Origin of the sequence: Massilia sp. W12 (assembly GCF_037300705.1) — a bacterium.
GTDB lineage: Bacteria > Pseudomonadota > Gammaproteobacteria > Burkholderiales > Burkholderiaceae_D > JACPVY01.
The window spans coordinates 4654203-4674656 of record NZ_CP147776.1 but is presented as its reverse complement, the minus strand read 5'-3'; the positions used below and the strand labels follow the sequence as shown (position 1 = coordinate 4674656).

21 protein-coding genes are annotated in these 20454 nt (G+C 58.0%); 19 read left to right on the top strand and 2 right to left on the bottom strand.

Annotated elements, in window-relative coordinates:
* Nucleotides 1–492: 492 nt before the first annotated feature.
* Nucleotides 493–816: a hypothetical protein gene (locus V8J88_RS18945; protein WP_338845790.1), complete on the top strand. Its 324-nt coding sequence runs from the start codon at nt 493–495 to the stop codon at nt 814–816.
* Nucleotides 817–913: 97 nt separating this feature from the next.
* On the opposite strand, the gene V8J88_RS18940 is transcribed toward V8J88_RS18945, so the two are convergent.
* Nucleotides 914–3355, bottom strand: a complete 2442-nt coding sequence (locus V8J88_RS18940) for a M4 family metallopeptidase (RefSeq protein ID WP_338845789.1) — start codon at nt 3353–3355, stop codon at nt 914–916.
* A 485-nt stretch (nt 3356–3840) separates the two neighbouring features.
* Here V8J88_RS18940 and V8J88_RS18935 point away from each other — a divergent pair, with 485 nt between their 5' ends.
* The 13 genes from V8J88_RS18935 to ruvB all read left to right on the top strand — a co-directional run bounded on the left by V8J88_RS18935 (nt 3841) and on the right by ruvB (nt 15943).
* On the top strand, nt 3841–4506 hold the full coding sequence (locus tag V8J88_RS18935; protein WP_338845788.1) for a hypothetical protein: 666 nt from the start codon (nt 3841–3843) through the stop codon (nt 4504–4506).
* 123 nt (nt 4507–4629) lie between these two features.
* Nucleotides 4630–4839 (top strand): hypothetical protein, encoded by a 210-nt coding sequence (locus V8J88_RS18930; RefSeq protein WP_338845787.1) that lies wholly within the window; start codon nt 4630–4632, stop codon nt 4837–4839.
* A gap of 230 nt (nt 4840–5069) precedes the next feature.
* A complete protein-coding gene (locus V8J88_RS18925; protein WP_338845786.1) occupies nt 5070–5951 on the top strand; it encodes a transporter associated domain-containing protein in 882 nt (293 codons plus the stop codon).
* Complete coding sequence (gene lnt, locus V8J88_RS18920) at nt 5948–7474, top strand: apolipoprotein N-acyltransferase (RefSeq protein WP_338845785.1); 1527 nt, start codon at nt 5948–5950, stop codon at nt 7472–7474. Before V8J88_RS18925 ends, lnt begins: the two co-directional genes overlap by 4 nt.
* Before the next feature lie 2 nt (nt 7475–7476).
* On the top strand, nt 7477–8040 hold the full coding sequence (locus tag V8J88_RS18915) for a GNAT family N-acetyltransferase (protein WP_338845784.1): 564 nt from the start codon (nt 7477–7479) through the stop codon (nt 8038–8040).
* An 86-nt stretch (nt 8041–8126) separates the two neighbouring features.
* Entirely contained in the window at nt 8127–8945 is an 819-nt protein-coding gene (locus tag V8J88_RS18910) for an endonuclease/exonuclease/phosphatase family protein (protein WP_338845783.1), read from the top strand.
* 136 nt (nt 8946–9081) lie between these two features.
* Nucleotides 9082–10275, top strand: coding sequence for a phospholipase D-like domain-containing protein (locus V8J88_RS18905; protein WP_338845782.1), 1194 nt, complete (start codon nt 9082–9084; stop codon nt 10273–10275).
* Nucleotides 10276–10358: 83 nt separating this feature from the next.
* Nucleotides 10359–11381 carry a tRNA dihydrouridine synthase DusB gene (gene dusB, locus V8J88_RS18900; protein WP_338845781.1) on the top strand — a complete coding sequence of 341 codons (1023 nt, stop codon included), beginning with the start codon at nt 10359–10361 and terminating at the stop codon, nt 11379–11381.
* A 24-nt stretch (nt 11382–11405) separates the two neighbouring features.
* Nucleotides 11406–11639, top strand: a complete 234-nt coding sequence (locus tag V8J88_RS18895) for a helix-turn-helix domain-containing protein (protein WP_338845780.1) — start codon at nt 11406–11408, stop codon at nt 11637–11639.
* A gap of 64 nt (nt 11640–11703) precedes the next feature.
* Nucleotides 11704–13266 carry a bifunctional phosphoribosylaminoimidazolecarboxamide formyltransferase/IMP cyclohydrolase gene (purH, locus tag V8J88_RS18890; protein ID WP_338845779.1) on the top strand — a complete coding sequence of 521 codons (1563 nt, stop codon included), beginning with the start codon at nt 11704–11706 and terminating at the stop codon, nt 13264–13266.
* 381 nt (nt 13267–13647) lie between these two features.
* Nucleotides 13648–14184, top strand: coding sequence for a crossover junction endodeoxyribonuclease RuvC (gene ruvC, locus V8J88_RS18885; RefSeq protein ID WP_338849929.1), 537 nt, complete (start codon nt 13648–13650; stop codon nt 14182–14184).
* A 97-nt stretch (nt 14185–14281) separates the two neighbouring features.
* Nucleotides 14282–14860: a Holliday junction branch migration protein RuvA gene (gene ruvA, locus V8J88_RS18880; RefSeq protein WP_338845778.1), complete on the top strand. Its 579-nt coding sequence runs from the start codon at nt 14282–14284 to the stop codon at nt 14858–14860.
* Nucleotides 14861–14881: 21 nt separating this feature from the next.
* Nucleotides 14882–15943: a Holliday junction branch migration DNA helicase RuvB gene (gene ruvB, locus V8J88_RS18875; RefSeq protein WP_338845777.1), complete on the top strand. Its 1062-nt coding sequence runs from the start codon at nt 14882–14884 to the stop codon at nt 15941–15943.
* Nucleotides 15944–15949: 6 nt separating this feature from the next.
* On the opposite strand, the gene V8J88_RS18870 is transcribed toward ruvB, so the two are convergent.
* Complete coding sequence (locus V8J88_RS18870; RefSeq protein ID WP_338845776.1) at nt 15950–16429, bottom strand: low molecular weight protein-tyrosine-phosphatase; 480 nt, start codon at nt 16427–16429, stop codon at nt 15950–15952.
* Nucleotides 16430–16582: 153 nt separating this feature from the next.
* Between V8J88_RS18870 and V8J88_RS18865 the strand changes: the two genes are divergently transcribed.
* From V8J88_RS18865 to ybeY, 5 genes are all read left to right on the top strand, one after another.
* The gene (locus V8J88_RS18865; protein ID WP_338845775.1) at nt 16583–16957 is read left to right on the top strand and encodes a hypothetical protein; all 375 of its coding nucleotides are present in this window, start codon (nt 16583–16585) and stop codon (nt 16955–16957) included.
* 246 nt (nt 16958–17203) lie between these two features.
* Nucleotides 17204–17536, top strand: coding sequence for a hypothetical protein (locus tag V8J88_RS18860; RefSeq protein WP_338845774.1), 333 nt, complete (start codon nt 17204–17206; stop codon nt 17534–17536).
* 49 nt (nt 17537–17585) lie between these two features.
* On the top strand, nt 17586–18944 hold the full coding sequence (gene miaB, locus V8J88_RS18855; protein ID WP_338845773.1) for a tRNA (N6-isopentenyl adenosine(37)-C2)-methylthiotransferase MiaB: 1359 nt from the start codon (nt 17586–17588) through the stop codon (nt 18942–18944).
* Nucleotides 18941–19981, top strand: a complete 1041-nt coding sequence (locus tag V8J88_RS18850) for a PhoH family protein (protein ID WP_338845772.1) — start codon at nt 18941–18943, stop codon at nt 19979–19981. The genes miaB and V8J88_RS18850 overlap by 4 nt, the downstream gene beginning before the upstream one ends.
* Nucleotides 19978–20430 (top strand): rRNA maturation RNase YbeY, encoded by a 453-nt coding sequence (gene ybeY / locus V8J88_RS18845; RefSeq protein WP_338845771.1) that lies wholly within the window; start codon nt 19978–19980, stop codon nt 20428–20430. Before V8J88_RS18850 ends, ybeY begins: the two co-directional genes overlap by 4 nt.
* Nucleotides 20431–20454: the final 24 nt, after the last annotated feature.

Here is a 20454-nt window from a genome sequence, read left to right as displayed (position 1 = left end):
GGAAAGAAGGACGGCTTTGGATGCGCGACTTCAGACGCAAACTATAGGGGCAAAAAATGAGGATGTCAAAAAAACTGAAACGTCAAGCGCTTGTATAACAAAGTTACATAAATTTCCACATGGAAATAAGGAAAACAGCTGGGTTGCCATAAATTTATATTATGGTCGGAAAATTTGATGAAAATTACTAAAAAAATATCAATGTTTTGATTGAAAACGTGAATTCTTTCAGTATGGAAATTTTTGATGTGACAAAAATATTTCAAAATGTTGTTTATATACATCATTTGCGTTTGCACAAATCCGGCTTGGCAAGCAGGCAGCGCTGCGGCACGATGAGGCCGGCATGTGCATTGCGCCGCACCATCAGCCCGCCCTGCGACGATTGCGGGTGGCCAACGGTTTGCGCATGGGCAGAATCGGGCCGACAGGCGACGACATTGCATCGCAGTTTGCTGCTGCGCCTGCAAATTTAGGCGGCAGGAGGGCCAAGTGAAACTATGCTTGGCAATGTTGTTTGTTGGTCTGTGCAGCACAAATCTGGCATTGCAGGCGATGGCCAAGCGTCAGCTGGCTCTGCGCAGTGAACAAAGACTGCCGGTGGTGAGTGCACAATTGATGCTGAATCAAATTGCCAGTGCGCTCAGCTTTGTATTGCTTGGCGCCTTGTATCAATACGCCCAAGCGGCAGCCTTCATCGGATTTGTGCTCGCCATCGGTGTATGCCTCAGCATGTATGCACTGCGCGCGACAAGTCCTTGGCAACTGTTGGCGGCAGAGCGGGATGGCCACAGCGCGCCCGGCCGGGCCGAATGAGATGCCGCAGCTTGCTCAATCGCCGGGTTGAGCATTGTTGCGCTATCGGCAGCATGCTTAAACATCAATGCAGATATTGCATGCCGCCCGCGCCGCCTTACTTCACTATCAAACTGACATCATCCAGCACAAACGAGGTTTGATAGAAGAAGTTTTCCGTCTCGCTGAATAAGATGCGGATGGTTTTGCCTTTGTAAGCGCTCAGATCGAAACTGCGTTTCTGGTAGCCGGTCGCCTTGTTCTGGTTGGAATACGTGGCCAGCACTTTCAACACCGCGTTCTTGCTGTCAAGCACGCTCACCGTCATTTTGTCTGCGGCCACGGTGGCCCGTGGTTCATCACTGTTAATGTGCAGCATAAAGCTCAGGGTGGCGGATTTTGCCGTGACGGGAATGGTCACTTGCTGATACAGGTTTTCGGTGTACATCGTGCCATTGCCGCCCATCCAGGCATTGTTTTTACCGCTGGCGGCGGGCATTTCGCGCCAGCTGTTGATGACGCCCACATCGCCTGCCCAGCCGCTGGCGCCTTGTTCAAAACCGCCATTGCTGATTAACTCACTGTTGAGCGGGGTGCTGGTGACGCTCAACACGGCTTTTGCGGAAGTGGCGCTGGCTTTTGCGGCATCAGTCACGACAGCATGAATTTGGGCGTTATTGTCATTCGCGGTGGCGGTAAAGCTGTAGCTGGCGCCGCTCGCGCCGTTGATCAGCACATTGTTTTTGTACCATTTATAGCTGTAAGGCGTCTTGCCGCCTCTGCCGGCGACGCTGAAACTGGCGCTGGCGCCGGCTTGCACGCTGGCGTTTTCCGGGTTGCTGCCGATGCCGAAGGCGACCGGGCCTTCGTCGATATCGGCGCCGACATTGATGGCGGCATACGCGCGCGTGACCGCGATTTCCTCTTTGCTGCCGGCCCCATACAACTCTTGCGCGGTCTTGATCATTTTGGCGCGCGCATCGGCATAGTTCGTGCCGGAAGTGAATTTGGTGGTGAGCGCTTTGAACCAGATGCGGAACGCTTTATCGCTGCCGATGCCGCTCATGGCCTTCGGGGTTTTTGTCAGATAGCTGCTGTGTGCATCGTGGCCGGTGCTGGCGTTGGAGCCTTGCGCGAGGAAATAAAACATGCGGTTATTCGGGCCGCTGCTGTAGTGCACATCCATGGCGCCAAGATTGCTGTTCCAGGCATCCGGGCTGGAGCCGTCTTTCGAGGGTTTTTGCAGATAGCGCAGCGGTGTGCCGCGTTTGGAAATTTCCTTGCCCATCACCCAGTCATTGCCCGCCGGCACGCTCGCGCCCTTACTTCCGCCTTTGGCGTAAGCCTCCACCATTTCGCCAATGATGTCAGAGGCGGATTCATTCAAACCGCCGGATTCGCCGGTGTAAGCCAGATTCGAGGTGGCGGCAGTGACGCCATGCCCCATTTCATGCCCGATCACATCAAGCGAACTCAGGGTGTAGAAGGTATTCGCGCCATCGCCGATAAACATGCAGCGGCAGGAATCGGAATAGTAGGCGTTTTCATAATTGCTGTTGACATGCACCGCGATATAGGTGGCGGTGTTGCGCCCGTCCAGCGATTGCCAGCCCAGCACGTTTTTCAGCAGGTCGTAGGTGTTCATTGCGCCCCACAGCGCATTCACGGCGGCGGTTTGCCCGTTGGCGCTGGTGGTGGAGCCGTTCGCCACAAATTGTTTGCCATCGCCCCAGTTATTCGTGCTGTTGACGTACACGCTGCCGGCGTTGCTGCTGCGGTTGGCGTTGGTGATGGCAAGCCCGCCGAATTGACCACCCACGCCCCGGCTTGGGTCGAGCATCTTGAATTGATTGCCGCTTTGCGTGGTATTGATCGGCACCTTGCCATAGTATTGTGCATTGCCGCTGCCGACCACACTGTGCATGGCCGAGATTTGTTGCAGGATCTGGCCATTTTCCGCATTCACAAACATATCAAACAAAACCGGGCGTCCGCTGCTCATCATGCGCACTTTGACGCGATACGCCAGTTCATAGCCGGCCACCACGGTTTCCATATCCAGCGCATTTAACTGGCTTTCGGGTTTGTTGGCGGCGGCTGCGCTGCGGCGGCTTTGCATGACGGGATAAATCAGCAATTCGGCTTGCGGCTGTTCGATGTGGCTGCCATTCGGCGCCACCCGGGCGCTGGCGATGCCGATTGCCTGCTGCGCGCTGATTTTCGGGGTGGTGTTGAGTTCTGCTTTGCTGGCCGCCAATTGCTGACCTTTTTTGCTCAAGCCATGCCGCAAATCGCGCGTGCTTTCGCTGAGCAACTGGCCGTTGCCATCGGCCACTATCACCGATTCCGACTGCCATACTCGCAAGCCATTATGGGTGTGCAGCGTGCGCAAGACGCGCGTGGCGCCCAGGCCGGGTTGCTCGGATTGCACCAACATACCCTGATTGGCGTCCATGCCGTATTTATTGCTGACTTGATTCGCCAGCGCCTGTTTTTGCTGGGCGTTGATGCTGGCGTTTCCGTTGTACAGGAATTGCGCTTCATGCGCGAAGGCGGACATTTGCAGCCCTAAGGCAAGAGTGAGAAGTCCGGTGCGCTTATGCATGGCGGTTCCAATCATTTTTTTGGTACGGGAGCGTTGAGTCAGGCAAAAATATTCCCGTACAGCAACTTTTGTTAATTGGATAGTAGTCCCGCCGCACAGCGATGTCAAAGTAAAGTCGCCTTTCCCCGCCGCTTGTTACAAATTCGCAGTTTTGTAAAGCAGGGTTGGCGCCGGCATCGCGCCTGGCGGCTGCATTGGGTTGTGGAATAAGCAATATTATTGCCTGCCGGAATCATGTGCATTTGGGTTTTTATCCGCGCTTTAAACAGGCGATATGTGCTTTTCAGCATTGATAAGCATGCTTTTCAAGCGAAAATTCGGGTAAAAACCGGGACGGCTAAACTTTGCAAAATGCGTTAATATTTAAACAAAGACGACATTGAGCGTCGGTAAATTTAAAAATAAGCACCGCCAGTGGCGGGAGCAAAGGGAGAGAGACTATGACATCAATCGCTGCCAGGGTGGAGCAGGTGGTGATCGAGTCCGCATTTTTAACCGAAGGTATGGTGCGGGGCTTGATCAATCTGTCTGAATTGGCGCGGCAATTACAGCCGCAACTTGAAAAAGAAATGTGGAAACCGGTGGGGCAAGCCGCAGTTGTGATGGCCTTAACCCGCCTGGCCGGCAAGCTGCAACAGCGCGAACATGTGGAAGCCGGCCTCTTGCCACAAATGGCAGAGCTGACCACCCGCTCCGAACTCACTGAATTCACCTATCGCAGTTCCGCCACCAGCCGTGAGTGTCAGGGCCGCTTGCTGGCGATGGCGGAATCACATCCCGGCGTGTTCGTCACTGTGACCCAAGGCTTGCATGAGGTTCTGATTATTGTCGGGCGTCAGTTGGTGGAGGCGGTGGAGAGCTGTTTTGCCGCCGAACAATTGCTGGCCAAGATTGAAAAAGTCTCCGCATTGACCTTGCGCCTTGATCCGGAGGCGCGCGATACGCCCGGCATTTACCACGCCATTTTAAAAAAATTGGCGCTGGTCAAGGTGAATGTGGTCGATATGATCTGCACGTATTCTGAAATGACGCTGGTGTTGGAGCGCAGCCAGGTCGGCTTGGCGTTTTCGGTCTTATCGCAAAGCATCAAACTGCGCCCGCGTTAAGCCATTTCACCCTGTTCTTGACTCAAGTAATGTCACGTAATCCGGTGTAATCGAGTGTAATTGCAGCCGCTGTGCCGCTGACCGATACTTGGCCTGTAGGGAAGCAATGCAGTGGAGGCTGAGATGGGTAAGCGCAAAGCGCAGGCTCATTGGCGTATGTTGTTGGATTGCGGGCCGGTGAATGGTTCGCGCAAATTATCTGACAGCGATGCAGCATCCAGCGCAGCTGCACCAGCTACCCGTCCGGTATTCGCGTTTGCGCGCGAGCCTGATGTTGTGCCGAATGCCATGAATGTTCCGGAAGACCCTGGCGCAGAAGCCGGAACAGTCTGAAAATTGGATTGTCACCCCCTGTGACTGCATTGGGCTGATTGCGCAAACGCTTTTTTTATTCCCCGATACGGGCGGCAGAAAATCTGCCGCCCGTTTTCGTTTTTGCGCGCGCATGCGGCGCTGTGTCCGGCCCGCCTTTGATGCGCTGCGCTGGCGCTGTCCGCCGCTTTTCGCCGCAAGCCTGCTTTTGGTGTATGCTAATACATCCAGAAACAACGGCGAATCGCCCTATGCAAGAGCACCCTAGTGGCGTCAAATCTGACGCCAAACCACACCGGTCATTGTTTGAACGACTGACCGCGCTGATTTCCCCTATTCCCGAAAACCGCGCCGAGCTGCTGGAAGTGCTGCACGATGCGCATGGCCGCAACTTGCTCGACGCCGACGCGCTCTCGATGATCGAGGGCGTGTTCCAGGTGTCTGAGCTGTGCGCCGGCGACATCATGGTGCCGCGCGCGCAAATGGATGTGGTGGATCTGACCAAACCGATTGAAGACTGGCTGCCGCTGGTGCTGGAAACCGCGCACTCGCGTTTTCCCGCTGTCGAGGGCGACCGCGACAAGGTGGTCGGCATCTTGCTGGCCAAGGATTTGCTGCGCTATTACGCCGGCGAAAACTTCGATGTGCGCGATATGTTGCGCCCGGTGGTGTTTATCCCCGAATCCAAACGTCTGAATATCTTGCTGCGCGATTTCCGCGCCAATCACAATCACATGGCGATTGTGGTCGATGAATACAGCGGCGTGGCCGGCTTGATCACGATTGAAGACGTGCTGGAGCAAATTGTCGGCGAAATCGAAGACGAATACGATTACGACGAGGAAGAAGACAATATTCTGCGCGTGAAAGATGGGGCGCACGGGCCGAAATGGCGCGTCAAGGCGCTGACCGAGTTGGAACAGTTTAATCAAGTGCTGGGCGCTGATTTGCAGCATGACGATGTGGACACGATCGGCGGCCTGGTGTCGAGCCATTTGAAGCGCATGCCGCATAAGGGCGAAGAATTTGATATCGGCTTGCTGCGCTTTGAAGTGTTGCGCGCCGATCCGCGCCAGGTGCATGTTCTGCTGGTGGAAAAACTGCCGCCGCCGCCCGCAGGCGACGCCGCATGAAGCTGAATTGGCTTGCGCCGGGCCGCCGCTTTGCCCTGCCTTGCGCCGCCGGCGCGCTGCAAGCCCTGTGTTTTGCGCCGTTTGGCTGGTGGCCGCTGCAGTTTCTCATATTTGCCTGGTTCTTTTTATACCTGCGCCGCGAGGGCGGATTTACCCCGGCCTGGGCCTTTGGCAGCGGCTGGTTGCTGGCCTCGGTGTATTGGCTGTTCATTGCGATGCACCGCTTCGGCAATATGCCCGCAGCGCTGGCTGCTTTGGCGACCTTGATTTTTGCCCTGGCCATGGGCTTGCCGTATGGCTTGGCCGGCTGGCTGGCCAAACGTTTGCAAGGCGCGCAGCCGGCGCTCAGCTGGCTGCTGCTCAGCGTTCCCGTCGCATTTACTCTGGGGGAGTGGCTGCGCTGCTGGTTATTCACCGGTTTTCCCTGGGTGTTGTCCGGTTATGCGCAAATCGACGCGCCTTTGGCCGGTTTTGCGCCGCTGGCCGGGGTGAATGCGGTCGGTTTTGCCGTCATGCTGTGCGGCGGCGCGCTGGCTGCAGTCTGGCAAACCGGGCAACAGGCGCAATGGCGCCGCGCCGCGCTGTGCCTGGCTTTGCCGCTCTTATTGTTGAGCGCCGGCTGGCTGCTCAAGCAGCACAGTTGGAGCCAGCCGCTGGGCCAGCCTTTGCAAGTGCGTCTGCTGCAGGGAAATATCGCGCAAGATGAGAAGTTCGCGCGCGAACGCATCATTGATTCCTTGCAGCTGTATCAGCGCATGATTATGGGCGAGCGCGCCGATATCATCGCCACCCCGGAAACCGCGTTCCCGCTCTTTATGCATCTGCTGCCAGCCGGGTTTATCAGCGATTTGCATGACTGGGCGCGCAGCAATGACAGCCATTTGCTGCTCGGTGTGCCGCTCACCGACGGCCCCAACCAATACGCCAACAGTGTGCTTGGTTTGTCCCCTCGCAGCAATGCTTACTACCGATACGACAAGCGGCATCTGGTGCCGTTTGGTGAATTCATCCCGCCCGGTTTTCGCTGGTTTGTCGATATGATGCAAATTCCGCTGGGCGATTTTGCGCGCGGCCCCTGGCTGCAGGCGCCGTTTGCGGTGAAAGACCAATTTGTGTTGCCGAATGTTTGCTACGAGGATTTATTCGGCCTGGAAATCGCCAGCCAATTGGGGGAAGCGGCGCAAGCCGGCAAGCCGGTGGCGAGTATTTTATTGAATGTCTCAAATCTGGCCTGGTATGGGCAGTCCAGCGCGATTCCGCAGCATTTGCAAATCGCGCGCATGCGCAGTTTGGAAACCGGGCGGCCGATGCTGCGCGCCACGAATACCGGGGCGACCGCCGTGATTGATGCGCGCGGCGAGGTGCAAAAGCTGCTGGCTTATGATCAGCAAGGCGTGCTGCGCGCAACTGTGCAGGGCATGCAGGGTTTGACCCCATATGCCCGTTTTGGCGAATGGCCCTTGCTGGCGCTGTTGGCGGGCTTGCTGGCCTGGCAATTGCGCCGCCTGCGTAAAGAGGCATGATCATGCACGCGGCAATTTGCTTCAGCAGCGAGCGCTTGCATATCCGCAGCCCGCAAGCTGGCAGCCTGGAATCAGATGCTGCGGCGCTGTTTGAGGCGGTGTGCGCTTCGCTGCCACAGCTGCGGCAATTCCCGGCTTCCTTGCCCTGGGTGAAATATGAGCCTTCGCTTGAGAGCAGCCGCGCTTATCTGCTCAGCGCAATCAGTAATACAGCGCAAGGGCGCGACTTTCCCCTTTTGATTTTCACCCATGATGGCGCGCTGGCTGGCTGCAGCGGCTTGCATCACCCCGATTTTGCGACAGGCCGTTTTGAACTCGGCTTCTGGGGCAATCAGGCATTGGCGCGCTGTGGCTACATCACTGAAGCGGCGCAAGCGATTATTCAATTCGCTTTTGACGCCTGGCAGGCGCGTGAAGTGTATGCCTTGGTCGATGATCTGAACCCGCGCGCCATTGCGCTATGTGAGCGCGCCGGCATGCGCCAGCAAGCCTTGCTGCGCGCGGAGCGCTTTGATGCGGATGGGCGGGCCAGGGATACGCGCGTGATGATTTGCGGAAATGAATAAAAAGACAAGAATCTGCGTAGTTTCCACATTCCTTTTTGTTTGCCGCCGCCCTATACTGGGCGCAATCAGGCCAAAAGCACAGAGCGATGAAACTGCGTATTGCAACCTACAACATCCATAAAGGCATGTCCGCCACAGGACGCGAGCCGCGCGTGCATGCGCTGCGCAGCGCGATCCATGATTTGCAGGCGGATCTGGTTTTTTTGCAGGAAGTGCAGGGCCGCCATGATCGCCTCTTGCAACGTTTTGGCCAGCATCCGCCCGGCCCCAAACACTGGCCGCAAGAGTCGCAACATGAGTTTCTGGCCGGCGCGCATTTGCATACAGCGTATGGCAAAAATGCGATTTATCGCGACGGCCATCATGGCAATGCCCTGCTGTCGGCCTACCCGATTGTCTCAGCGTTGAATAATGATGTGTCTGACCACGCCTTTGAGCAGCGCGGTATTTTGCACTGCGTGCTGCAAACCCCGCAGCAGGATTTGCATTGCTATGTGGTGCATCTTGGCCTGTTCGCCGGCAGCCGCCAGCGTCAGACCGATGCCTTGATTGAGGTGGTGCAAAGCACTGCCGGCGATAGTCCCATCATCATCGCCGGCGACTTTAACGACTGGCGCAATCATCTGGGCGACGCTTTGCGCAATCAGTTGGGCGTGATTGAAGTATTTGACGAGCGCCGCAGCACGCCGCGCTTAGGCAGTTTATGGCGCAATCTGGCCGGACGCACCAATGTGCAACGTTTTGTGCCGGCGCGCACTTTTCCCGCCGCCTTGCCATGGCTGCGCCTGGATCGGATTTATTGTCGCGGTTTTATCGTCGAGCAGGCCCAGGTTTTACGCGGCCAGCCCTGGTCGCAATTGTCCGATCATGCGCCGATTTTGGCGGAATTGCGCTTGGATGGCTGATTGACGCGGATAAGGCATCCTGCGCCAGGAGGCGGAAAATGTTCTCGCCCCCGGCGGGCTTCTCCCATAAAACCCACAGCTGTTCGCCTGCCATGCCTGACTTGAATTTCACCCGCCCGCCACCAAATGCAAGGCTTTGGATCAAGCCTGCGAATTCGCCATGCGCCCTGTGCCCTATCTGCCGAACCACCAATTGACGCTGTTACGCGGCGGTTTGGAGTTTATTCCGGCGCTGGTGGCGGCGATCGGGGGCGCGCAGCGCGAAGTGCTGCTGGAAACCTATATTTTTGCGCTGGACCCGGCCGGGCGCGCGGTGCAACAGGCTTTGATGGACGCCGCCAAGCGCGGCGTGAGCGTGAAACTGATTACCGATTGGCATGGCACCGGACACAATACGATCACTGAAATGAATCTGGGTTTGCTGCCCAGCGGCGTGCAGCATTTGAATTTCAATCCCTGGTTTAAACGCGGTTTTACCCGCACCCATCGCAAGCTGTGCGTGGTGGATCAGGACGTTGCCTTCATCGGCGGCATCAATTTGAATGATGATTGGCTGTGTGATTTCGATGCCTCAATACGCCTGAACGCGCCGCGCTGGGATTTTGCCGTGCAATTGCGCGGCCCGCTGGTGCAGCAGATTTGGCGTGAAATCAGCGCGCAATGGGCGCGTTTGTGCGGCGGACGCGCTGCCTTGCGCGGCTTTTTAGCTCAATACCGCCAGCGCGACAAAGACAACGCGGATAGCCTTGCCGCACCAGCCCTGGCGGCCTTGGTCAAACGCGATAATCTGAACAACCGGCGCACGATTCAACAAGCTTTTGAGCAAGCGTTTCGCAACGCCAAACAGGAAATTTATCTGGCCACCCCGTATTTTGCGCCGGGACGCAAATTCATCAATGCGTTATGCGCGGCGGCGCGGCGCGGGGTGCGCGTCACGCTCTTGCTGGGCTGTGGCCAATTCCACTTGCAAGACGCGGTGGCGCGCTCGTTTTATCCCAAGCTGCTGCGCGCCGGGGTGCATCTGGTGGAATATCGCAAAACCCAGTTGCACGCCAAGGTGGCGGTGGTTGACCGTCGCTGGGCCAGCGTGGGTTCCAGTAATTTTGACGGGCTTTCCCTGTTTTTAAATCACGAAGCGAATCTTTTGGTGCAAGATGATGATTTTGCGCGCACCTTGCGGCGCGCTATTCTGGAGGGCGTGGCCGACGGCGCCAGCCTGAGCTTAGCCAGTGTGCATCAGCGCAGCTGGCGCAAACGTCTGCGCGAGCACAGCGCCATGCTGTTTTATCGCGGCTTGATGTACATCCTCACTTCCGGTAAATATGGTTGACTGACTTCCGGCTTGCCTATTTTTTGGGCATAAGCTCGTGTAAAATAGCGCCTCCCCGAATCCCGGCAAGTTTGGACAACCCAGTGCAATTAGGCCCTTTCACTTTAGCGAATCGCGTCTTTGTCGCGCCCATGGCGGGCGTCACCGACCGTCCTTACCGCCAGCTGTGCAAAGAGCTGGGCGCAGGCTATGCCGTGTCAGAAATGGCGGCTTCCAATCCCCGTCTGTGGGACAGTGAAAAAAGCAGCCGCCGCACCAATCATGATGGCGAAATGGAGCCGAAAGCGGTGCAAATCGCCGGCGCCGTGCCGCAAGAGCTGGCCGATTGCGCGCGCTTCAATGTCGAGCGCGGCGCGCAAATTATCGACATCAATATGGGTTGCCCGGTCAAAAAAGTGTGCAATAACTGGTGCGGCTCAGCCCTCTTGCAACACGAAGATCTGGTGGCGCAGATTCTGCATGCGGTGGTGCGCGCAGTGGACGTGCCGGTCACGCTGAAATTCCGCACCGGCTGGGATCGCGCCAATAAAAACGCGCTCTCCATCGCCAAAATCGCCGAAGACGCCGGTATTCAAATGCTGACCCTGCATGGCCGCACGCGCGCCGACCGCTATCTGGGCGAGGCCGAATACGACACCATCGCCGCCGTGAAAGCCGCCGTCAAGATTCCGGTGGTGGCGAATGGCGATATCGACAGCCCGCAAAAAGCGCGTCAGGTGCTGGATTACACCGGCGCCGATGCGGTGATGATTGGGCGCGCGGCGCAAGGCCGGCCCTGGATTTTCCGCGAAGTCGCGCATTACCTCGAACATGGCAGCTTATTGCCGCCGCCGCTGGTGACGGAAGTGCGCGCGCTGTTGTTAGCGCATCTGCAAGCGCATTACGCTTTTTATGGCGAATACCTGGGCGTGCGCACCGCCCGCAAACATATCGGCTGGTATGTGGCAGATCTGCCCGGCGGCGAAGCTTTCCGCCAGCGCATGAACACATTGGAACAGCCGCAAGAACAATTACACGCAGTTGCTGCATTTTTTGATTCGCAGGCCAGCCTCGGGCCACGCCTGCAATCCCTGCGCGCGCAAGCGCAAGAGGCGCTTGCCGCCTGATTTTGATTGAGCATTGAGAGAAGCATGAGCAGAGAAATAATTCAGGAAGTCGTTCAACGCAGTCTGGAAGATTATTTGAATGATCTGGGCGAACAACGCCCCAGCAATATCTACGACATGATGCTGGCGACCATGGAAAAGCCGGTGTTGTCGGTGGTCATGGAGCGCGCCGGCCATAATCAGTCGCACGCCGCTGAAATGCTGGGCATCAACCGCAACACCTTGCGTAAAAAATTGCAGCAGCACGGATTACTGTAAGCCCCTGCCCGCCGTTCCCCGGCGTCGGGCGCAAACCGATTTCTTCTTACCACATGGTGTCAACATGATCAAAACTGCCTTGATTTCTGTCTCCGACAAGACCGGCGTGCTGGAATTTGCGCAAGCCCTGGCTGCGCGCGGGGTGCAATTGCTGTCCACCGGCGGCACCGCCAAACTGTTGCAGGACAATGGCTTGCAAGTCACGGAAGTGGCGCAGCACACCGGTTTCCCGGAAATGCTGGATGGCCGCGTCAAGACCTTGCATCCGAAAGTGCACGGCGGGATTTTGGCGCGGCGCGATTTCCCGGCGCATATGCAAGCCTTGAGCGAACACGGCATCCCGACCATTGATATGGTGGTGGTGAATCTGTATCCGTTTCAGCAAACCGTGGCCAAGCAGGAATGCAGCCTGGAAGATGCGATTGAAAACATCGACATCGGCGGCCCGGCCATGTTGCGCTCTTCGGCCAAGAACCACAAAGACGTGGTGGTGATTTGCGATCCGGCGGACTATGCGCGCGTGTTGGAAGAAATCGCCGCCGGCGAAGTCAGCTATGCGACCCGTTTCGCGCTGGCCAAGAAAGTCTATGCGCACACCGCCCAATATGATGGCGCGATTGCGAATTATCTGTCTGCGCTGGGCGAGGATTTGCAGCACAGCACGCGCAGCGGCTTCCCGCAAAACCTGAATCTGCAATTTGAAAAAGTGCAGGACATGCGTTATGGCGAAAATCCGCATCAGGCCGGCGCTTTCTATCGCGACATCCACAGCGTGCCGGGCGCGCTGGCGAATTACCGCCAATTGCAAGGCAAGGAACTGTCTTACAACAATATCGCCGATGCGGACGCAGCCTGGGAATGCGTGAAATCGCTGGGCGGCATGCCGGCTTGCGTGATCATCAAGCACGCCAATCCCTGCGGAGCGGCGATTGCCGGCAGCCCGCTGGAAGCGTATCAGAAAGCCTTCAAAACCGACCCGACTTCAGCCTTCGGCGGCATCATCGCGTTTAACTGGGCGCTCGATGGCGCGACAGCGGAAGCTGTGTCCAAGCAGTTTGTCGAAGTCTTGATTGCGCCGTCATTCTCCCCGGAAGCCAAGCAGATTTTCGCCGCCAAACAAAATGTGCGCCTGCTCGAAATCCCGCTCGGCAATGGCGTGCATCAATATGACTTCAAGCGCGTTGGCGGCGGTTTGCTGGTGCAAGGCCCGGACGCCAAGAATGTCTTGATGGAAGAATTGAAAGTGGTGACGGTGAAGCAACCGACCCCGCAGCAATTGGAAGACTTGATGTTCTCCTGGCGCGTGGCGAAGTTTGTCAAGTCGAACGCGATTGTATTCTGCGCCGGCGGCATGACGCTGGGCGTGGGGGCCGGCCAGATGAGCCGCATCGACTCCGCCCGCATCGCCTCGATCAAGGCGGCGAATGCGAATTTGAGCTTGCAGGGTTCGGCGGTGGCGTCGGACGCCTTCTTCCCCTTCCGCGACGGGCTGGATGTGGTGGCCGACGCCGGCGCCACTTGCGTGGTGCAACCGGGCGGCTCGATGCGCGACCAGGAAGTGATTGACGCCGCCAATGAGCGCGGCATTGTGATGCTGTTCTCCGGCGCCCGTCATTTCCGTCATTAAGGTGTTGCAGGGGCAAGCATCGCTTGCCCCGCAGCCTGCGCGTTGGCCGCCAGGCGCGGCTTTAGCCGCGAAAGCAAGCAGCCGGAACCGGTAGGAGCGGCTTTAGCCGCGAAAGCAAGCAGCCGGAGCCGGTAGGAGCGGCTTTAGCCGCGAAAGCCTCCGGCCTGCGCCAGTATTGTGGGAGCGACTTCAGTCGCGAATGGCGGCGCCCGCCGGACAGGCATTGGAATAGACGGCGTCAGATTCGGCCCGCCCCGGGTTTTTTGCATATCCACCGGCGCCGGACGCCGGGTTTTCGCTTCGCTCAACCCAGCCTGCCGGGGCCGGAGCGGGGCTTGGAAAATTTGCTTTTTGGAGGGCGGGCCGCCGCTTTTTTTGCTGATGAAAATTTTAGGCATAGACCCCGGCTTGCGCACCACCGGTTTCGGCGTGATCCACAAACAGGGGCAAAAGCTGTCTTATCTGGCAGCCGGCGCCATCCAAACCGATGCGCAACAGGAACTGCCGCAGCGCCTGCACACGATTTTCAGCGGCGTGACAGAAATCATCCAACGCTATCAGCCCGACAAAGCCGCAATTGAAAAAGTCTTTGTCAACGTCAACCCGCAATCCACCCTCTTGCTGGGCCAGGCGCGCGGCGCGGCGATTTGCGCCCTGGTCGCCGCCAATCTCAGCGTAGGCGAACATACCGCGCTGCAAGTCAAGCAATCCGTGGTCGGCCATGGCAAAGCGCACAAAGAACAAGTGCAAGCCATGGTGCAACGCCTCTTGCAACTGCCCGGCGTGCCAGGGCCGGATGCGGCGGACGCTCTGGCGATTGCGATTTGCGATGCGCACGGCCTGGATTTGCTGGGCACAATGGGCAAGCTGGCCGGGCGCAGCGGCTTGCGCATGAAACGCGGGCGCTTAGTCGGCTGACCCGTCAGCAAAAGCATGCGCCTGACTTGCTTTTTTGCGTTGGCGCCGCGCTGCCTCCTGTATCATGCGCTATTGCCCCAACTGCAGGACAGAGAACATGATTGGCCGCCTGACTGGTACCCTCCTGGAAAAAAATCCGCCGCAAATTCTCATCGATTGCCATGGCGTCGGCTATGAAGTCGATGTGCCGATGAGCACTTTCTACAATCTGCCGCAAGCCGGCGCGCAAGTCGTGCTGCATACCCATATGATTGTGCGCGAAGACGCGCATTTGCTGTTTGGCTTCGGCTCGCTGGAAGAGCGCGCCACCTTCCGCCAATTGATCAAAATCAGCGGCGTCGGCGCCCGCACCGCACTCTCGATTTTGTCCGGCATGTCGGTGGCTGATCTGGCGCAGGCCGTCACGCTGCAAGAAGCCGGGCGTTTGGTGAAGGTGCCGGGCATAGGCAAAAAAACCGCCGAGCGGCTCTTGCTTGAACTCAAGGGCAAGCTGGGCGCGGAACTGGGACACGCCGCCGGTCATGCCGCGCCGGACGCCAACAGCGATATCCTGCATGCCTTGATTGCGCTGGGCTATTCTGACAAAGAAGCGCTGGCCGCGCTGAAAACCCTGCCCGCCGGCGTAGGCGTGAGCGAGGGCATCAAACTGGCCTTGAAAGCCTTGGCCAAGGGCTGAACCAGCTAAACGGAAAGCAGCATGAGCATTCAAACTGAACAATTCGCCCCGGCCCGCATCATCGACGCCGCGCCTGCTTCGCCGAATGAAGAGGCGATTGAACGCGCCTTGCGCCCGAAGCAGCTGGATCAATATGTCGGGCAGCAAAAAATCCGCGATCAATTGGATATTTTCATCAGCGCGGCACGCAAACGGCAAGAGGCGCTGGATCATACTTTGCTGTTTGGCCCGCCGGGCCTGGGCAAAACCACGCTGGCCCACATCATCGCGCGCGAAATGGGCGTGAATTTGCGTCAAACCTCCGGCCCGGTGCTGGAGCGCCCGGGCGATTTGGCCGCGCTGCTCACCAATTTAGAGCGCAATGATGTGCTGTTTATCGACGAAATTCACCGCCTTTCGCCGGTGGTCGAAGAAATTTTGTATCCCGCGCTGGAAGACTATCAAATCGACATCATGATTGGCGAAGGGCCGGCGGCGCGCTCAGTCAAGCTCGATTTGCAACCTTTCACCCTGGTCGGCGCCACCACCCGCGCCGGCATGCTGACCAATCCGCTGCGCGACCGTTTCGGCATCGTCGCGCGCCTGGAGTTTTATAACGCGGAAGAATTGACCAAAATCGTCAGCCGCAGCGCCGGCCTGCTGCAAGCGCCGATCACGGAAGAGGGCGCGCGCGAAATCGCTTTGCGCGCGCGCGGCACGCCGCGTATCGCCAACCGCCTCTTGCGCCGGGTGCGCGATTACGCCGAAGTGCGCAGCGGCGGCACGATCAATCAGGAAGTGGCGGATGCCGCCCTGAAAATGCTGGATGTCGATCAAGTCGGCTTTGATTTGATGGACCGCAAATTGCTGCAGGCGATTTTGCATAAATTCAGCGGCGGCCCGGTCGGCGTCGGCAATCTGGCGGCGGCGATTGGCGAAGAAGCCGACACGATTGAAGATGTGTTAGAGCCGTATTTGATTCAGCAAGGCTATTTGCAACGCACCCCGCGCGGACGCATCGCCACGCCGTTGGCGTATCAACATTTCGGCCTGGCTGTGCCGCGCATTAATCCGAATGGCGAGTTGTGGGACGACTTGCGGTAAACCGCTTCAGCGCAGCAAACCCAGCTCACGCAGCAAGCCATCCGCCGCCGCCTCGCAATAATCCAGCACCAATTCAAAGCCATCCGCCCCGCCGTAATACGGATCGGGCACGATGGCGCTGCCGGCCTGCGGCGCAAACGCCATGAATAAACGCAAGTCTGCGCCGGCGTGCGGCGGGCGCAAGCGTTGCAGGCGCGCTAAATTTTCATGATCCATCGCCAGCACATAATCAAAGGCCTCAAAATCGGCGGCAGTCACCTGCCGCGCCCGTAAAGGGGACAAGTCGTAAGCGCGTTGTGCGCCGTGGCGGATACTGCGCGCATCCGGCGCTTCGCCGATGTGGTAATCATGGGTGCCGGCGGAATCAATCTGCAAACGGTGCGCCACGCCGGCGCGCTCAGCCCGCCCGCGCAACACCGCTTCAGCGGTGGGCGAGCGGCAAATATTGCCCATACAGACAAACAGGATTTTATGCGGGGAAGACATAGCGGCTCCGGCAGTTGCAAGACAGAAGTGCAGCCCGTCTATGATAGCGGGGGCGCGGCTGCTTGTGTTGGCGGCAGGCATACGCAAATGTGAAGCGCGGCGATTTTTGGGCTAGACTGCATTTTTATTCTCATGCCGCACATGGAGACTGACATGCCGAATGATTCCCCCGCCAGCTTCACCCTCAAAGAACAAGCCGCCATCGCGCTGCGTCTGCCCAACAGCGGCACGCAGTGGCTGGATATGATGATCGCGCAGGCGCGCCGTCACGATATGGCGATGGAAATGTTTCAAAGCTATTGCGAAAGCCAGAAGCTGACCGAAACCAATGTCGGCATCATGCGCAAAAACGGCCTGGACGCCTGGTTGCGCACCAATGGCAACGACCTGCCGGAAGTGCTGGCGATGTGCGAGGCCATGGCGCGCACCCAGCGCCCGAAAGCGCAAGCGCCTGCGACAGCGGCAGGGCCGGCCACCACGATTCAAACCAATGGCGGCGCCTTGACGCTGGAGCCGCCGCACGCCTGAGGCGGGGCCGGGCGCAGGCAGCGGCAGGCCGCATGCGCCTTCAACTTTCCCATGCAGTGCATCCAGTCCTCATGCCATCCTGCCGGCTCCCGCTCAGCGCTGTTTTGGCGTCTGCCGCGCCTGCTTCCCATCCTGCAGCCAAACGCCGTATGCTTTATACTGCAGGGTTTGCCAGGATCGCAGAGTTGGCATTGAGCAAGGCGGCGGCGCGGCTGTCGCGATGATGGATTTCACCAGGAGGCAGGCATGAATCGATTCACTTGGCTGGCAGTTGCGCTGTTCGCGTGCAGCATGCTGGCGCAGGCTTTCACACGCGAATTTCCGCCCGAATCCAAACGCGGCGTGATGACGCCCGGGGTGTACCCCGAAATCGTGCTCAATGGCAAGGTGCGGCTGCTGGCGGTGAATATTCAGATCCGCAACGCCGACAATCTGCTGGAAACCTTCAATACGCTGCTGCCTGGCAGTTATTACGTCAATTATCTGGAAAATGAAGCGGGTGAGATTCAGCGCATCTGGATTTTGACGAAGGACGAAGTGGGCCACACCACCCACACCGGGCCTAACCCGGGTCCATAAGGCCAGGGGATTTACACCCCTTTTCGCTTAGCTTTATTTCGGATTGACCATGCAAAAGAAAGTTTTTATCAAGACCTTTGGTTGTCAGATGAATGAATATGATTCTGACAAAATGCTTGACCTGCTCGGCCAGACTGAGCAAATGACGCGCACTGACACCGTTGATGACGCCGATGTGATTTTGTTCAACACCTGTTCGGTGCGTGAAAAAGCCCAGGAAAAAGTGTTTTCCGATCTGGGCCGTCTGCGCGAACTCAAGCGCGACAAGCCCGGCCTCTTGATTGGCGTCGGCGGTTGCGTCGCCTCGCAAGAAGGCGAAACCATTATCAAGCGCGCGCCGTATGTTGACCTGGTGTTCGGCCCGCAAACCATCCACCGCCTGCCGCAAATGCTGCACGCGCGTCGCGATACCGGCGCGCCGCAAGTCGATATCAGCTTCCCTGAAATTGAAAAATTCGATCACCTGCCGCCGGCCAAGGTGGAAGGCGGCGCGGCCTATGTTTCGATCATGGAAGGCTGCAGCAAATATTGCAGCTATTGCGTGGTGCCTTACACCCGTGGCGAAGAAGTCTCGCGCCGCTTTGACGATGTGCTGGAAGAAGTCGCCAATCTGGCGATGCAGGGCGTGAAAGAAATCACCCTGCTGGGGCAAAACGTGAATGCGTATCGCGGCGCCATGAAGCCGGCAGACCCGATGAGCGAGCCGGAAATCGCCGATTTTGCGCTGTTGATCGAATACATCGCCGAAATCGAAGGGATTGAGCGGATTCGCTTTGTCACCAGCCATCCCAAAGAATTCACCCAGCGCCTGATCGACACCTACGCCAAGGTGCCCAAGCTGGCCAATCATTTATATCTGCCAGCGCAGCACGGTTCGGACAAGATTTTGGCGGCCATGAAGCGCGGCTATACCTCGCTGGAATACAAATCCATCATCCGCCGCGTGCGCGCGGTGCGCCCGGATATCACCCTGTCCTCGGATTTCATCGTCGGCTTCCCCGGCGAAACCGAAGAAGATTTCCGCAACCTGATGAAGTTTGTCGAAGATCTGGAATTTGATAACAGCTTCAGCTTCCTGTTCAGCCCGCGCCCCGGCACGCCGGCCGCCAATCTGCATGACGATACGCCGCAGGAAGTGCGCGCGCGCCGTTTGAGCGAGCTGCAAAACCTGCTCAACGCCAGCATCAAGCGCAACAGCGAAAAAATGCTGGGCCAGACCTATCGCATCCTGGTCGAAGGCGGCGCCAAGCGCGCCGGCGGCGATTTGCAGGGGCGCGCCGAAAACAACCGCGTGATCAACTTCAACCCCGGCCCCTACCCGGAGCGCCTGATCGGCCAGATGTTGGATTTGCGCGTAACCGAAGCTTATAACTACTCGCTGCGCGGGGAATTGGTAGTGCAAGAATGACGAAAACGAAAGCGCCTTTGTATTTTGTCCCGCAACCCCTGGACAATGCCTGGTTGGCCCATTTGTGCGGGCCGATGGATGAAAACCTGCGCCAGATTGCGGCGGCTTTGGATGTGACGATTTTCCGCCGTGGCGAAAAATTTCAAATCAGCGGCAGCAATGCGGAGCAGGCGGTCGGCTTGCTGGAGCGCTTTTACCAGCAAGCCAAGGTTCCGCTGGCGGTGGAAGAAATTCAATTGGCGCTGGTCGAGTTGCGCGCAGTCAGCCAGGCGGCGGATTTGCCGGCTGTGGCCGGCCTGCCCACGGTTGAGGCCGGCGCGCCGGACAGCCAGCAGCCGGTGTTGAAAACCCGGCGCCATGATTTGCGTGGCCGCACGCCGCGTCAAAGCCAATATCTGCAGGCGATTTTGGAACATGACATCACCTTTGGCGTAGGCCCTGCCGGCACCGGCAAAACTTATCTGGCGGTGGCGTGTGCGGTGGATGCACTGGAGCGCGATGCGGTCAAGCGCATCGTGTTGACCCGTCCGGCGGTGGAAGCCGGCGAGCGCCTGGGTTTTTTGCCGGGCGATTTGACGCAAAAAGTCGATCCTTATCTGCGCCCGCTGTATGACGCGCTGTACGATTTGCTGGGCTTTGACCGCACGCAAAAAATGTTTGAAAAGCAAATGATTGAAATCGCCCCGCTGGCGTATATGCGCGGGCGCACCTTGAATCATGCTTTTGTGATTTTGGACGAAGCGCAAAACACCACGCCGGAGCAAATGAAGATGTTTTTGACCCGCATCGGCTTTGGCAGTAAGGCGGTGGTGACGGGCGACATCACGCAGATCGATTTGCCGCGCGGGCAAAACAGCGGTTTGAATGATGCGCTGCAGATTCTGCGCAATGTGCGCGGGGTGGCGTTTTCCCACTTCACCAGCGCCGATGTGGTGCGTCATCCGCTGGTGGCGCGTATCGTGGACGCCTACGAACAGGCGGCCGCGCAAGCCCAGCCGCTGCCGGTGCGCCGCAGCGCACACGGGGGGAAAGCATGAGCAAGCATAAACTTTCGCTCTCGGTGCAATACGCCGACGCCAGCTTGCAGCAAGACCTGCCGCGCCCCTTGTTGCGGCGCTGGGTGCAGGCCGCGCTGCTGTTTCCAGCCTCTTTGAATCTGCGTTTTGTGGATGCGGAAGAAGGGCGCGCGCTGAATGCCGCCTACCGTCAAAAAGACTACGCCACCAATGTCCTGACCTTTGCCTATACCGAAGACGAAGAGGCGGAAGAAACACAAGCCGATATCGTCTTGTGCAATGAGGTGCTGGCGCGTGAGGCACAAGAGCAGGGCAAAACGCTGCAAGCGCATTGCGCCCATCTGGTGGTGCATGGCGTCTTGCATGCGCAAGGCTATGACCACGAGGACGAAGCCGAGGCGGAAGAGATGGAAGCGCTGGAAGCAGAGATTTTGGCGAAACTCGGTTTTGCCAATCCCTATCAGGAGTAAAGCAAACGGCTTTGCCGCTTGCCA

What these genes read in the sequence shown, in the direction of transcription:
- V8J88_RS18940 (WP_338845789.1), bottom strand. Translation starts at nt 3,355, where the DNA reads ATGTCCGCCTTCGCGCATGAAGCGCAATTCCTGTACAACGGAAACGCC.
- V8J88_RS18935 (WP_338845788.1), top strand. Translation starts at nt 3,841, where the DNA reads ATGACATCAATCGCTGCCAGGGTGGAGCAGGTGGTGATCGAGTCCGCA.
- V8J88_RS18930 (WP_338845787.1), top strand. Translation starts at nt 4,630, where the DNA reads ATGGGTAAGCGCAAAGCGCAGGCTCATTGGCGTATGTTGTTGGATTGC.
- V8J88_RS18925 (WP_338845786.1), top strand. Translation starts at nt 5,070, where the DNA reads ATGCAAGAGCACCCTAGTGGCGTCAAATCTGACGCCAAACCACACCGG.
- lnt (WP_338845785.1), top strand. Translation starts at nt 5,948, where the DNA reads ATGAAGCTGAATTGGCTTGCGCCGGGCCGCCGCTTTGCCCTGCCTTGC.
- V8J88_RS18915 (WP_338845784.1), top strand. Translation starts at nt 7,477, where the DNA reads ATGCACGCGGCAATTTGCTTCAGCAGCGAGCGCTTGCATATCCGCAGC.
- V8J88_RS18910 (WP_338845783.1), top strand. Translation starts at nt 8,127, where the DNA reads ATGAAACTGCGTATTGCAACCTACAACATCCATAAAGGCATGTCCGCC.
- V8J88_RS18895 (WP_338845780.1), top strand. Translation starts at nt 11,406, where the DNA reads ATGAGCAGAGAAATAATTCAGGAAGTCGTTCAACGCAGTCTGGAAGAT.
- purH (WP_338845779.1), top strand. Translation starts at nt 11,704, where the DNA reads ATGATCAAAACTGCCTTGATTTCTGTCTCCGACAAGACCGGCGTGCTG.
- ruvC (WP_338849929.1), top strand. Translation starts at nt 13,648, where the DNA reads ATGAAAATTTTAGGCATAGACCCCGGCTTGCGCACCACCGGTTTCGGC.
- ruvA (WP_338845778.1), top strand. Translation starts at nt 14,282, where the DNA reads ATGATTGGCCGCCTGACTGGTACCCTCCTGGAAAAAAATCCGCCGCAA.
- ruvB (WP_338845777.1), top strand. Translation starts at nt 14,882, where the DNA reads ATGAGCATTCAAACTGAACAATTCGCCCCGGCCCGCATCATCGACGCC.
- V8J88_RS18870 (WP_338845776.1), bottom strand. Translation starts at nt 16,429, where the DNA reads ATGTCTTCCCCGCATAAAATCCTGTTTGTCTGTATGGGCAATATTTGC.
- V8J88_RS18865 (WP_338845775.1), top strand. Translation starts at nt 16,583, where the DNA reads ATGCCGAATGATTCCCCCGCCAGCTTCACCCTCAAAGAACAAGCCGCC.
- V8J88_RS18860 (WP_338845774.1), top strand. Translation starts at nt 17,204, where the DNA reads ATGAATCGATTCACTTGGCTGGCAGTTGCGCTGTTCGCGTGCAGCATG.
- miaB (WP_338845773.1), top strand. Translation starts at nt 17,586, where the DNA reads ATGCAAAAGAAAGTTTTTATCAAGACCTTTGGTTGTCAGATGAATGAA.
- V8J88_RS18850 (WP_338845772.1), top strand. Translation starts at nt 18,941, where the DNA reads ATGACGAAAACGAAAGCGCCTTTGTATTTTGTCCCGCAACCCCTGGAC.
- ybeY (WP_338845771.1), top strand. Translation starts at nt 19,978, where the DNA reads ATGAGCAAGCATAAACTTTCGCTCTCGGTGCAATACGCCGACGCCAGC.